Origin of the sequence: Gilvimarinus sp. DA14, assembly GCF_024204685.1 — a bacterium.
Lineage (GTDB): Bacteria > Pseudomonadota > Gammaproteobacteria > Pseudomonadales > Cellvibrionaceae > Gilvimarinus.
Map to the genome: position 1 here is coordinate 649,721 of NZ_CP100350.1, position 13,553 is coordinate 663,273.

A 13,553-nucleotide genomic window follows, 5' to 3' on the forward strand; every position below is an offset into this window, starting at 1 on the left:
TATCCAACCATTAGAGACATAACAGCAGCATGGGCAAACCAGATCTGACGCTACAGGTTCGCCGTCTTTGTGCCGACGGCTACCGTTTGTACGATAGCAAAGAGTATCGATTGGCGTTGCGCTCATTCTACCAAGCCTGGCTTTTGATTCCCAAGCCCCAAAGCGAATACGCCGAAGCCGGCTGGGTGCTCACAGCCATTGGCGACACCTACTTCAAGCTGCAGCAATTTGAGCAAGGTGCCGAATCTCTCACTTCAGCTCTCTATTGCCCCGATGCCGACAAAAGTCCATTTCTACAATTAAGGTTAGGCCAGTGCCTGTTTGAGTTGGGACGCATCCCGGAGGCACGCAAGTATTTGCTTCATGCATATCACGCTAGCTCCAGTCTTTTTGATAATGAACCACCAAGCTACAGTGCAGCCATCGCTGATTTGATCCCGCAACATGACTAAGCAAGCAAATGTTCCTCATGTACTGGTGTTTGACTCCGGTGTTGGCGGGCTGAGTGTTTATCAGCATATACAACAGTTGATTCCAGCGGCCAGCCTGAGCTATTTATCAGACAACGGCGGGTTTCCCTACGGCGAGAAAAGCGATCAAGTTTTAATCTGCCGCTGTTTACATGTTATTGAGCACTACTTGCAAAACGCCGTAACCCAGCCCGACGTTATTGTAATTGCCTGCAACACAGCCAGTACGCTCGCGTTACCACAACTACGCCAGCGTTTACGCCAGCCTATTGTGGGCGTTGTTCCGGCCGTTAAGCCAGCGGCAGCGCTCTCTGCGAATAATTACATTGGGTTACTAGCGACACCTGGCACCATATACCGAGACTACACCCGAAATCTGATTCGTGAGTTCGCTAGGCATTGCCATGTAGTCACCAGCGGCTCGACCCAACTGGTTCATCTGGCGGAGAAAAAACTGTGCGGCGAGGCGGTATCCGAAGCGCAATTGGCAGCCTGCCTGGAAAAATTTATCGCCGCAAGCCCCGCCAACCCACACCCTGACGCTATGGACTGTCTGGTCCTGGCCTGTACCCATTTTCCGTTACTGAGTGAGGAGATTTCACGCCTGTTGGGGCCGGAGGTAAAATTATTGGACTCTGGCGAAGCGATTGCACGTCGCGTCGCCTATTGGCTGGACGAGCTTGGGTTTAATCTAAGCGATGTCGATCAAACCCCATCGGCGCACGCCTACTTTACTCAGAGCTCGAAAAGGCTCGACAAACTAGAAGCCGGGCTGCGCCACTATGGACTGCTCAGCTACTCGGTTCTAACCTCGCTTTTGCCGGTCGGCAAACAATAGTGCCATAAAGTCATCCACCGGCAGAGGTTTACTGTAGTAGTAACCCTGCCCAAAGTGACAACCGCAATTAGACAAAAAGGCGTGTTGCTCGGGCGTTTCCACCCCTTCGACCACCACTTTGTAATGCAGGCTTTTGGCCATGGCAACCACCAAGGAAGTAATCGCCCTATCCTCTTCGTCATCGGGCAAGTCCTGCACAAAGCTGCGATCCACCTTAAGGCTGTTAATCGGTAGGCGCTTAAGATAGCTGAGCGAAGAATAACCTGTACCAAAGTCATCAATCGCCAGACCGCAGCCTTTTTGCCGCAATTGCTCCAACATAGGAATAACATTAGCCACATCTTCCAGCAGCGTGCTTTCGGTTACCTCCAGCTCCAGCGACCCCGGAGATAAACCAGACTCCTGCAAGACCGCCTCTAGCATCTGTAAAAAACCAGCTTCACTGAGCTGACGCGCCGAGATATTCACTGACAATTTAAACTCCCGACCCAGCGCCTTTTGAATACCGCGCGCCTGATAGCAAGCAGTTTTAAGAACCCACTTACCAATAGGCACAATCAGCCCGGATTCCTCTGCTGCGGGAATAAAATCAGCGGGTGACACTAATCCCCGAGTGGGATGCTGCCAGCGAATTAATGCTTCGGCACCCACTATGCGACCACTGCCAAGATCCACCAAAGGCTGATAGTAGAGCATAAACTGGCCAAATTTCAGTGCCTGACGCATATCCCGCTCGATAGCCAAACGCTGTTCCACCGCCGCGTTCATGTCGGCGGTGTAAAACTGAAATACATTGCGCCCCTTATCCTTGGCCCGGTACATAGCAAGGTCGGCATTTTTCATTAATACATCCAGATTATCGCTATCATCCGGCGCCATGGTTATGCCAATACTCACCCCTGCAACAACCTCCTTGCCTTCCAACTCCAGCGGCTGGTTAAGTGCACGAATTAATTTGGTAGCCACCACATAGGCATATTGGGGGCTCTCTACTTCGTCCAGAAGCACCGCAAACTCATCCCCCCCGAGACGCGCAACACAGTCTTCTTCGCGTAGGTGGCTGCGCAGCCTGCCGCTTACCTCGATTAATAATTGATCGCCAGCCTCATGACCGAAGGTATCGTTAATTCTCTTAAAGTGGTCGAGATCGAGATAGAACAGAGCGATATGACTGCCGCTGCGCAAGCTGCGATTGAGCGCCGTGTGCAACTGCTTTTTAAACAGAATGCGGTTAGCAAGACCCGTTAAATGGTCGTAATAGGCGAGTTTTTCAACTTCACGTTGCTTTTCTTTTAAATCGCTAATGTCCTGACCGACGCAGACATAGTATTCAGGCTCTTGTTGGGTGCTGAGAATTGCCGTAACGGTTTGCATCAACCAGAAACTGCGACCGTCGGCTGTGCGAGCCAGATACTCGGCCTGCCACCGGGCCGACTCTTCAACATCTTGCCCCCGCTGCAGCTGCTCACGTAAGCGGCTGTTAATAGTCTCGGGACTAAGGCTGGCGCTATCGCTCAACAACAACGGGTTATCGGCTTGATATTCAGGACCGGCAACCTGCCAGTACTGCGAATTGGCATACACAATTTCCCAGCTCTTGTTGAGAATGACAACCAAGCTTGCGCTGTTTTCAATGGCCGCCATAAGTTGGCGCGACTCAGCACTGGCTTTATCCAGCAGCAATATCTTATCGTCTAAGCCGCGAATCAGATGGCGAATCTGATCCAGCATGTCATTAATCGCATTACTTAAACGACCTATTTCATCGCGCCCCATAGAGGGCAGACTGGTCTGCCAGTTGTCGCGGCTGACCTGGCCCGTTGCTTCGGCCAGCACGCTTATTCGCCGCACCACAAAGAGCCGGATACTGAAATACAACACCACAAACAAAAACACGCCCAGCATGGCGATATTGGCGTAGACACTCATCATTGACGAGCGAAAACTGGATGTAATCAACGACTGCGGGTAGTAAAAACTGATGTACCAGTCCATGTCTTTCAAGCGGGTAGCAACAATATTGACTCGCTCACCGTCGATACTGCGCGACTCAACATGCCCCAGCGGCACCTTGCGCTCTATTACCTCGCGCAAATATATTGAGTTGGAAGCCGGTAGAGATTCATTCTCATTGAGTATGGGATAGGAATCATCCCGGGTGTTGACACTCGCCTGCAGACGCGGCGCCTGCCTGCTGTGTAACACGACCTCCCCTTCAAGATTAAACAAGAACGCCTGAATGAGGTCGTTATCGGTATCCAGTGCACGCAGCTTGCCCATCAGATAACTGACATCAATATCACCGCCCATCACACCAATAAAACGCTCCTGCCAGTAAATAGGTATCACCAGTGAGGTCATCCAACGGTCCGTGTATGTGTCGAAATAGATGGGCGTCCACTCCGCACTGCGATCGGGGTTGTTAGCTGGTGTGGCAACGGTGTAAAAAATCTCTGTGGTCACATCGTGATCAGCGCGGTGGTTTTCAACAATCGTTTTCGGCCAGACGCGGCTTAAGCGCTGCTCACTGATAAAATAAAAAGCACTGAACAAGCTGGCCATGACCGGGCTGGTTTGCTCCCATGTTTCTTCCGAGGCCAGCAATAAACGCAAGGTATCTTCGCTCGGTGGAAAATCCTTGTGTATAAAAGCCCCGGAGTGAGGGGAAAGCACCCTGTAAGCCCCATCAGGAGCCGGGGCAAGCCTAGGTTGCGCGCTATAGTCGTGAGTGTTCAGTTGATAGGCAAACGCTTCTGCCGCCGCCTTCAGAGCATTTAAGCGGCCGCTCAGCTCGTCTTCCAAGTAACGGCTATAGCGACTGGAGAGCGCCTGTAAGCGCGAATCGTATAAGGTCTGAATACGGCGAGATTCAGAGTACCCCACCCGCACAGCGCCAAGGATGCCACTTAAAATGACAAACCCGATCACAATAATCAGCAACTTTGCATTGAGGGAACGCATATCCGCGCAGCTTCACTCCGTGTTATTTACACTTCACTATACACCAGATTCACGGATTACAGGCCTCGCTAGCTTGCCCCATTCCCGTGCAAAACCGTAAACTGCGGCGCTTACTTGAAGGAGTTGTGTATGTCGGCGGTGTTATTTGCAATTGAGCCTCTGGTAGATCGTCTAAGTGGCGGCCAATTACTGCTTACCGCCAACAATCGTCAGCGCAATCAGATATTACGTGCTTACCACCAATATCAGCACCGCCAGGCAAAACTGAACAGCTGGCCCGAGCCGCGAGTGTACGCGCTCAATCAGTGGCTGGAACGTCAGTGGGAGCGGTTTCAATTCCAACACTCAGACTCCCCTAAAGCCCTGTTAAACCGCTGGCAAACCAGCCTGCTATGGGAGCAGGTAATCACCGACAGCCTCGGTGCCGAGCAACTTATGCAGGCGCGTCAGCTTGCCAGCAAAGCAGAAACAGCCCGGGTGGCGCTGCAAGCGTGGCGTTGCCCGCTGACTCAGCTCGAGCAATGGCCCACCGCCGAGCCCCGATTCATCGAATGGTACCAGGCATTCCATCAGCAACTCGATAAGCACCTGCTCATTACCCGCGAAGGTGTACAAGAGAGGCTTTTAAGTGCGCTGCAAAGTGGCGAACTAAAACCGACTGCCAACGCCAGTGTGTATGGCTTTGACGATATTCCGCCATTGACTCAAGCCCTACTGGAACTTGCTCTGCCAAATGCAGAAACTGTAGCCGACCCGAGTAGCGATAACATACAAACGCTCACCAGCGAAGCCGACAGCGAAAGCGAGATTCGCCGCGCGGCACTCTGGGCGGACGACATTTTGGCAAAGGAGCCAGAAGCGGTTATTGGCATTATCGTGCCCGAGCTCGGCCGCGAGCGCGAATTGGTAGAACGCATTTTTACCGAGGTCTTTAATCCACTGACACCCCAACCAAGCCAGCCCCGTCAGGTAGCCCCCTTTAACTTTTCTGCCGGCACGCCGCTGGGGCAGGCTCCAGTTATCAAAGCGGCGCTGGAGCTGGTGGCGCTGCACTGTCGCCCCATCACCACAGATGCGGCTGCAAGGCTGCTGGACTCGCTATTTTGGGGCAATTACCAAGAGGAAAAGCCCATACGGGCTAAGGCGATCGCAAGCTTGCGACGCCTTGCTAAGCGCGAACTGAAAAGCTCAGAAATTCGCAAAGTGTGCCGAGGTTTAATCGAGCGCAGCGAGAGCGACGTGCAATTGGCAAAGCGCCTGGAAATGGCCATGGATATCGAGCGTCAGGCCCGCTTTAAATTAACGATCAGTGATTGGGTGGAGAAAATCACCCACCTGCTAGAACAACTCGGCTGGCCCGGCGAACGACGTCTGGATAGTGTTGAATATCAACAGGTCGCACTTTGGCACGAGACACTGTTTGAGCAGACCAAGTTGGCGCAGCTACAAGCACCTTTGAGCTTAAGCGAAGCTCTAAGCTTACTGCAAAGACAGTTGGAGCAAACGCCTTTTCAACCGCAAACGCCCGACTCGCCAATTCAGATACTAGGTTTGCTGGAAGCCTCCGGTCTACAATTTACCCACGCCTGGGTTATGGGCATGCATCAGCAGGCCTGGCCGCCCGCGGCCAAACCTAACCCTCTGTTGCCGGTGGGCCTGCAGCGCGATTGGCAGATGCCGCGCGCCAGCGCAGAACGCGAGTTGCTTTACGCCGAGCGCTTAACCAAACGACTACGCCAATGCGCCGCCACAGTTGTGTTTAGCTACCCCAAGGCCGATGGCGATCGCCATTTACTATCCAGCGCGCTAATACAGGATATACCCGCCGTAAGCCCGCAGCAGCTAAGTCATGGCTCACAATCACTGACGCAAGATAACTACCAACGGCTGTGCGAGAGCACCTCTCTCGAATGGCTCGACTGCGAATTTGGCCCCCCACTCGATAGCAGTAAACTGCCCGGCGGCAGCGGCATGTTTAGCGCCCAGGCCAAGTGCCCTTTCTCAGCCTTTGCCCGTTACAGGCTGGGCGCCTACGCCTTTGACCCGCCTAGGTTTGGTTTTTCTGCGGCAGATAGAGGCAATTTGTTGCATCTCATTCTCGCCGAGCTGTGGCAAGGCCTAAACAACCAGGCCGAACTCGTAGCCTTGGATGCAAATCACCTCAACCAGCGCGTTAATCAACTTGCACAAGAGTGCGTCAGCCACGCGGCACGCAAACGCCCCGAGATCTCCCCAGCCCTGCAGGCTTTGGAAAGCGAGAGACTAAGCGCACAAATTACTCAGTGGCTAGAATTCGAAAAGCTCAGGCCGGACTTTGCCATTGCCTGGCTGGAGCAACAAGTAACTGCCGAGTTTGCGGGCCTGCAATTCGATGTGCGCATTGACAGGATGGACACCCTGGACAGTGGCGAGCACCTGTTGATTGATTACAAAACCGGCAGCGCCAGCACCAACGCATGGAAGGAATTGCGCTTTACCGATCCGCAGCTGCCACTGTACGTCTGTGCCCTTACCGAACATAACATTACTGCCATCGCGCTCGTGAGCATCAACGCCAAAAACACGCAATTATCCGGCTGGGGCGATCAAACAGCACTGAATATTACCGGTATAGAGCCTCCGGAAAAGCAAAGCTGGCAACACCAATTGGATGCTTGGCAAAGTGCTTTACAGCAACTGGCCGCAGAGATTCGCCAGGGTTACGCCAGCACCCTGTATCGCAGCGTCGATGCGCAGCGCTACGACAACTGGTTAGCCCCGCTATCGCGAGTTGACGACGAGGCGCAGGTGCAGCGCTGGTTGAATCAGCCGGAGGCCGCAAAATGAGTCAGCTGCAACCTGTCGACAGCTCAGCGCGCGCGCAGGCCTTAAACCCAGAGCAATCTTTTGCCGTTAGTGCTCCGGCGGGCTCGGGCAAGACCGGGCTACTGACCCACCGCGTGCTTAAACTATTGCTTAACGTGGAAGCGCCCGAACAGGTATTGGCGATCACTTTCACCAATAAAGCCGCCAGTGAAATGCGCGAGCGTATTATCACTGCCTTGGAACATGCCGCCCACTGCCCAGAGCCAGAGGCTGGACACGAAAAAGCGCTGTGGCAGACGGCCTCCGCGCTGCTCGCCCACGACCGTAAACACAACTGGCAGCTGCTGAAGAATCCCAGCCGCCTGCGGGTTTTAACTATCGATGGATTATGCCGCGCCATTACGGCGCAACTGCCTTTTCACAGCGGCCTGGGGGAACTCCCAGACACCTTAGAAGATCCCCAAGCGGTGTATCGCGAGGCCGCCTACCGGCTGCTGCAAGCTGCAGGCGATGACACACCTCACGGTCAGGCTTTGATTCAGCTATGCCGCCATTTGGATAACCGCCTGGAAGCTCTGGCAGATTTGTTTGTGGACTTACTCAGCAAACGCGAACAGTGGTTAAGCCTGATTTTATCGGCATCGGACGCCGAAGCGCGGGATTATTTTGAAGCCGTGCTGGGCTCGATTATCCGCGAGCATTTAAGCCAGATTCGCTCCCACCTGCAGCCAGTTGCCAGTGATTTATGTCTGCTGTTAGACAGAGCCGGTACATTCTTGCGCGAACAGCAGCCCGACAACCCCTTTGCCGCATTTGCCGGTATAACCGAATTGCCCGCTCCCGAGCCTGAGCAGATAGAAAACTGGAACTTGCTGGCGAGCTTTTTACTGACCAATACCGGCAGCTTTCGCAAAAGCTTAAACGTAAAACAAGGCGTCCCCGCTGGAGCAGCCGGCAAAGAGAGCAAAGTACTCTACGGTGAAATAACAGCATTACTGCAAACCGAGAATTCGCAAGTCGCAACCACCCTTGATGAAATTCGTTCACTACCCAGCATCGGCTACAGTGACAGTGAGTGGGATATTTTGCAGTGCTTAACCCGCAGCTTGCCCCGCCTTGCCGCTGAGCTGTGGCTATGTTTTGCCGAACGCGGTGCCACCGACTTTACCGAAATCACCCTTGCCGCCCTGCAAGCGCTGGGCGAAGACGATGCCCCGAGCGAGATTGCGCTAAAGCTGGACTATCAAATCCGTCATATACTGGTCGATGAGTTTCAAGATACCTCACAACCTCAACTGCAACTGCTGGAAAAACTTACCGCGGGCTGGGAGCCCGGCGATGGCCGGACGTTGTTTATCGTTGGCGATGGCATGCAGTCCTGTTATGGCTTTCGTAACGCCAATGTAGGCCTGTTTTTACAGGCCCGAGCCAGCGGCATTGGCTCGGTGGACCTGACCCCGCTAGACTTGGAGGTGAATTTCCGCTCCCGCGCTACCGTTGTGGACTGGGTAAACAGCACCTTTCAACAGGCCTTTCCAACGCGGGACGATATATCTCGCGGCGCTGTCAGCTACAGCCCTTCGCAGGCCTTTAAACCGGCATCAGAGCACAGCGATGTACAGTTACTTGTTTGCGCCTACGACGAGCAACAAGAGCAAACTATTGATGACGCCCGCGCCAGCGAGGCGAATGCTATTGTCGAGATTATTAGAGAGGCGCTTGCGCAAAAACCCGACGACACAATTGCTGTGCTGGGACGAAACCGCGGCCACTTGAGCCTTATTATCGAAACCTTAAACCGCGAAGGTATCGCCTTTCAGGCGCAAGACATGGATTCGCTGGCAAGCCGCATGGTGATTGCTGACCTCTTCAGCCTGACCCGCGCCCTACTGCGCCCAGAGGACCGCACTGCCTGGCTCGCGGTACTGCGCGCCCCATGGACCGGGCTGGATTTACACGATCTGAGCGCACTGGTAGGCAACAGCGATTCCGAAAACCCCCTCAGCGAATATCGCGGTTTTGATTTTGTTTGGGCAAGGCTCTTCAACCCGAAAGCACTATCCGATCTCAGCACTGCAGGCCAAAAGCGCTGCGAGCGCCTTGCCGAGGTTTTTCAACAAGCGTTTGCGCACCGGCAGCGCAAGAGCCTGCGCACCTGGGTTTACGGTATTTGGTGTGCACTCGGCGCCCCGGCGGCCCTGTTAGCCGAGGACGACCACACGGTCGCCTGCCAATTTTTTGATCTGCTGGATAAATACGAAAAAGCCGGCACTCTGGAAGACTGGGACGGGTTTAGCCGCGCGATTGAATCTCTGTATGCCGCCTCTAACAATGCCGATGCCCGAGTGCAGGTGATGACCATGCACAAATCTAAGGGTCTGGAATTCGACACGGTGATAATTCCCGGCCTCGATCGGCGCTCGCGTGGCGATGATAAATCTCTCTTATTGTGGCGCGAAAGGCTCTCTGCTATCGGTGAGCCGCAACTGCTGCTGGGGCCGCTCGCGCCCGAAGGACAGAACCAAGGGCCAATTTATAATTACCTGCGCGCCGAGCAGAAAAAGCAATCCGCGTTTGAGGCGATCCGCCTGCTTTACGTGGGCTGTACTCGCGCCATCAGCAACCTCTACCTGACCGCCTGCATCAAGCAGGACCCTGAGCAATCAGCGGATGCCTTGCGCCCCGCCGGTCAGCTGAGCTCACTCTGGCCGTACTTGTATCAACAGGCGAAATTTTTAGCGACTAAACCAACGGCCAAATCATCCAGCCAAGCGTCTATGGCACAACCATTAAGGCGCCTCCCCGACGCTTGGCGCCCCCCCGAAGCCATGGATAACCCGCGCCTGGCGATGCTAAGAGGCAAAGAGTTTGCCGACGACGATGACAACTTACCCGACGCGGAAACTACTGAAGCTCGTCTGGCAAGGCTCACCGGCACAGTCATCCATCGGGTTTTTGAAGCCCTCGCCAGTGGCAAATTACCACCGGATACGGAGAGCTACATCAGCTCACAGCAGCCGCTGTGGCGCAGCCAGTTAATGACCATCGGTGTTGCGCCGCAGCAACATGCCGCTGCAATCGCAAGAATAAAACAGTGTGTTAGCAATGCGCTTAATTCTAATCGGGGTCGCTGGATCCTCGACTGCGGTCATCAAGACGCTGCGGTGGAGGCCTGCTATATCAGCCCGGCACCCGGCTCCAGCAAGGGGTACCGGCGCCACGTAATTGATCGCACTTTTATCCACCAAGGTGAGCGTTGGATTATTGATTACAAAACCACAGAAATACTTGCAGACGAGACTGAGCAGGCGCTGGTCGCGCGCCTGCGCGAGCAATACAGTGCGCAACTGCAGCGCTACGCAGGCTTATTTGCCGACCATATCTACCCGATAAAACTCGCGATCTATTGCCCGCTGTTATCGGCACCGCTGGACTTTCTGGAGTTTTAATTAATCTTACTCAACCCATAGATTCCTGATATATCTGCAATTGGCAAAATCATCACCAAAAAGCTATTGAAATTCAGTAGAATGGGCGCGTCTGATGATTTTCAGACGCGCAACTACGACAACATAGGAAATCTGCAAAGACAATGTCACACGATACTCAAGATGCAGCGGTAGACGACATCAACGTCGTTTCACAAGAGCTGCTCATATCTCCGGCAGAGCTAAAACGCGAACTGCCGCTGAGCGATAGCGCGCGCAAGGTTATTACCGAAGGCCGCGCTACCATTCGCAATATTCTCGATCGCAAAGATCCCCGTATTTTTGTTGTGATAGGCCCCTGCTCTATTCACGACGTCGAGGCGGCCAAGGATTATGCTGCCCGACTGAAAAAGCTGGCGGAAGAAGTCAGCGACACCATCTATGTTGTAATGCGCGTTTATTTTGAAAAACCCCGTACCACCGTGGGTTGGAAAGGCCTGATTAACGACCCTTATCTGAATGACTCATTCAAAATTCAGGAAGGGCTGCACATTGGCCGTAAACTCCTGCTGGACATTGCCGAATTGGGCTTACCCACTGCCACCGAGGCATTGGACCCGATTTCGCCGCAGTACTTGCAAGATTTGATCAGCTGGTCAGCCATTGGTGCGCGTACCACTGAATCGCAAACGCACCGCGAGATGGCGAGCGGCCTGTCCTCTGCGGTGGGTTTTAAAAATGGCACTGACGGTAGCTTGACCGTGGCCATCAATGCCCTGCAATCGGTCTCTAAGCCACATCGTTTTCTGGGTATTAACTCTGACGGTCAGGTGTCGATTATCCATACCCGCGGCAATGGCTACGGCCATGTGGTTCTGCGCGGCGGCAACGGCAAACCCAACTACGACTCTGTCAGCGTTGCCATGTGTGAAGACGAGCTGGAAAAGGCGAAAGTGCTGCCCAATATCATGGTGGACTGCAGCCACGCCAACTCCAACAAAGACCACAACCTGCAGCCGCTGGTAATGGATAACGTTGCCAACCAGATTATGGAAGGCAATAAATCCATTATCGGCCTGATGGTGGAGAGCAACATTGGTGCTGGTAATCAGAAAATTCCGGACGATTTAAGTCAGCTGGAATACGGTGTCTCGGTTACCGATGCCTGTATTGATTGGAGCGCTACCGAAAAAGCGCTGCGCTCAATGCGCGAGAAAATCAAACCCATGTTGGAAAAACGCTACCCCTAGCGCAAAAGGCCTGCCGGCATTGCTGGCAGGCCTTTTTCATGCCCCGCCAGTTTAATAATTCCAAGTTACCCCGACCGACATAGTGTAATCGTCTTTTTCCGGTAGCAACCCATCCTCATCCACTTGAGGTTTCTCAGTTCTATCCCACGTGTAGGTAAAGTCCACGGCCAGCTTGTCGGTAACATCCAGCTTCAGGCCACTTTCTAAATAATGCTTATAGCGCCCCGTTTCTTCGTTGGTAAACTGTGGCTGGTAGGTCAGCTCATAGGTAATATCGTCGGTGATATCCCACTTTAAATTCGATTCGGCCAGAAAGGCGGGAGTCTCTTGGGTCAAATCCTGTCCCACAGGCGCAGTGGTAAATTCTTGATATTGATAGCCAGGGCCGCCACTCACGCTCCAGGTAAAAGTTTTATTATCCGCGATGTAGTAACCGATAAAAACACCATAGGTAACGCGCGTATCGATATTCTGGAAACGATCTCGGAAGTATTCAATATATGCAGGCGTCCAATACAATGAAGTACCAATAAAGCGGTCAAAACGTCCGTTAGCACGGTGACTTTCCTGTGTTTGCACGCCGCTGGTTTCGTCGAAGCTGCCACGATAATCAATGCTCAAGCGGGATAAGGCAGTACGCCGGGCCACTTCAAAATCAAGGCTGTAGCCTTTCTCGTCGACATTTCCTCCTTTCAAAGTGCCACTAAAGCCGAGCTCCGTTCGCCAAAGATCCAGCTCCCGATCGCCTTTTACCGTCATAGCTATGATGGAGGAGCGAGGATATTGAGCCTGCACTGGAGAGGAGAAATTAAGGAACTCTTCATCGATAACCACGGGACCGTAAACAGTCTCGCCTGTACTGAGCCTGACGCTCATGCTGCGGGCAGACAATACCCGAGTGACGTCATCATCCCAGTCGAGAGTCATCTCATCGAAGTGATCGGAATCAAAGGTGAGCGTATTATCGTAGAGGCCGATAATTTCACCTTTGACCCACTCGCCGGAGTCCAATTGCAGCCAATCCCAACCGGCCAATCTTTCGGGGGGGGCGGGCCATGCGGAGCCGGACGACTCCGTGCCCGTCTGGGCCAAGGCAGTGGCCGGGCCGAGTAACAAACCCAGCGCAAGAGTTTTTAACACTGTTAACCTTGTATTCAACCGGCTTTCCAAATCCTTGTGATAAGCCTGTCTGTCACAGGCTCTTAGTAGTAAGCTTGGGTGCGATCCGTATGGTCCGTAATGTCGCGGATGCCTTTAAGCTCCGGCAGCTTATCCATCAAAGCCACTTCCACCCCGTTTTTCAGGGTTAAGTCTACCGCGCTGCAGCCCTGGCAACCACCTCCGAAACGAAGAATCGCGTAGTTATCGTCGGTAACCTCCACCAGACTTACATCCCCGCCATGGGACGCCAACCCCGGGTTTACTTCATTGAACAATACATAGTTAATGCGATCTTCCAGCGGGCTGTCGTCGGTAACCTGAGGCATTTTGGAATTGGGCGCGCGGATGGTCAGCTGCCCGCCCATACGGTCAGCGGAGTAATCAACCTTGGCATCCTTTAAAAATGGCAGACTGCGCTCTTCAAAGTAGGCATTAAACCCCTCTAGCTCCATAGTCACATCGCCCTCTTTGACTTCGTCGGGGCGACAGTAAGCGATACAGGTCTCGGCCTGCGCCGTGCCCGGGTTGGCGACAAACATACGAATGCCGATGCCCTCGTTGTTGTCCTGTTTGTCCAGCAAGCCTTTAAGGTAGGTTTGTGCGGATGGGGTAATGTCGACGCTGAGCATAACCGAAAGTA

At 53.5% G+C, this 13,553-nt stretch carries 8 protein-coding genes; 5 read left to right on the forward strand and 3 right to left on the reverse strand.

Annotated elements, in window-relative coordinates; all coding sequences use genetic code 11:
• Positions 1-29 precede the first annotated feature (29 nt).
• On the forward strand, positions 30-452 hold the full coding sequence (locus NHM04_RS02695) for a tol-pal system YbgF family protein (protein WP_254265514.1): 423 nt from the start codon (positions 30-32) through the stop codon (positions 450-452).
• Positions 445-1,308, forward strand: a complete 864-nt coding sequence (gene murI, locus NHM04_RS02700; protein WP_254265515.1) for a glutamate racemase — start codon at positions 445-447, stop codon at positions 1,306-1,308. Before NHM04_RS02695 ends, murI begins: the two co-directional genes overlap by 8 nt.
• On the opposite strand, the gene NHM04_RS02705 is transcribed toward murI, so the two are convergent.
• Complete coding sequence (locus NHM04_RS02705) at positions 1,276-4,269, reverse strand: EAL domain-containing protein (protein ID WP_254265516.1); 2,994 nt, start codon at positions 4,267-4,269, stop codon at positions 1,276-1,278. The two genes, murI and NHM04_RS02705, sit on opposite strands and share 33 nt — an antisense overlap.
• A 129-nt stretch (positions 4,270-4,398) precedes the next feature.
• Between NHM04_RS02705 and NHM04_RS02710 the strand changes: the two genes are divergently transcribed.
• The 3 genes from NHM04_RS02710 to NHM04_RS02720 all read left to right on the forward strand — a co-directional run bounded on the left by NHM04_RS02710 (position 4,399) and on the right by NHM04_RS02720 (position 11,752).
• Entirely contained in the window at positions 4,399-7,095 is a 2,697-nt protein-coding gene (locus tag NHM04_RS02710; protein ID WP_254265517.1) for a PD-(D/E)XK nuclease family protein, read from the forward strand.
• Positions 7,092-10,523 (forward strand): exodeoxyribonuclease V subunit beta, encoded by a 3,432-nt coding sequence (locus NHM04_RS02715; RefSeq protein ID WP_254265518.1) that lies wholly within the window; start codon positions 7,092-7,094, stop codon positions 10,521-10,523. Before NHM04_RS02710 ends, NHM04_RS02715 begins: the two co-directional genes overlap by 4 nt.
• A gap of 143 nt (positions 10,524-10,666) precedes the next feature.
• Positions 10,667-11,752, forward strand: a complete 1,086-nt coding sequence (locus NHM04_RS02720; RefSeq protein ID WP_254265519.1) for a 3-deoxy-7-phosphoheptulonate synthase — start codon at positions 10,667-10,669, stop codon at positions 11,750-11,752.
• A gap of 51 nt (positions 11,753-11,803) precedes the next feature.
• Here NHM04_RS02720 and NHM04_RS02725 read toward each other — a convergent pair whose 3' ends face one another.
• Complete coding sequence (locus NHM04_RS02725) at positions 11,804-12,892, reverse strand: YdiY family protein (RefSeq protein ID WP_254265520.1); 1,089 nt, start codon at positions 12,890-12,892, stop codon at positions 11,804-11,806.
• A 62-nt stretch (positions 12,893-12,954) separates the two neighbouring features.
• Entirely contained in the window at positions 12,955-13,542 is a 588-nt protein-coding gene (nfuA, locus tag NHM04_RS02730; RefSeq protein WP_254265521.1) for a Fe-S biogenesis protein NfuA, read from the reverse strand.
• Positions 13,543-13,553 lie beyond the last annotated feature (11 nt).

Coding starts and splice junctions, on each gene's coding strand:
- NHM04_RS02720 (WP_254265519.1), top strand. CDS start 10,667: ATGTCACACGATACTCAAGATGCAGCGGTAGACGACATCAACGTCGTT.
- NHM04_RS02710 (WP_254265517.1), top strand. CDS start 4,399: ATGTCGGCGGTGTTATTTGCAATTGAGCCTCTGGTAGATCGTCTAAGT.
- NHM04_RS02705 (WP_254265516.1), bottom strand. CDS start 4,269: ATGCGTTCCCTCAATGCAAAGTTGCTGATTATTGTGATCGGGTTTGTC.
- NHM04_RS02695 (WP_254265514.1), top strand. CDS start 30: ATGGGCAAACCAGATCTGACGCTACAGGTTCGCCGTCTTTGTGCCGAC.
- murI (WP_254265515.1), top strand. CDS start 445: ATGACTAAGCAAGCAAATGTTCCTCATGTACTGGTGTTTGACTCCGGT.
- NHM04_RS02715 (WP_254265518.1), top strand. CDS start 7,092: ATGAGTCAGCTGCAACCTGTCGACAGCTCAGCGCGCGCGCAGGCCTTA.
- nfuA (WP_254265521.1), bottom strand. CDS start 13,542: ATGCTCAGCGTCGACATTACCCCATCCGCACAAACCTACCTTAAAGGC.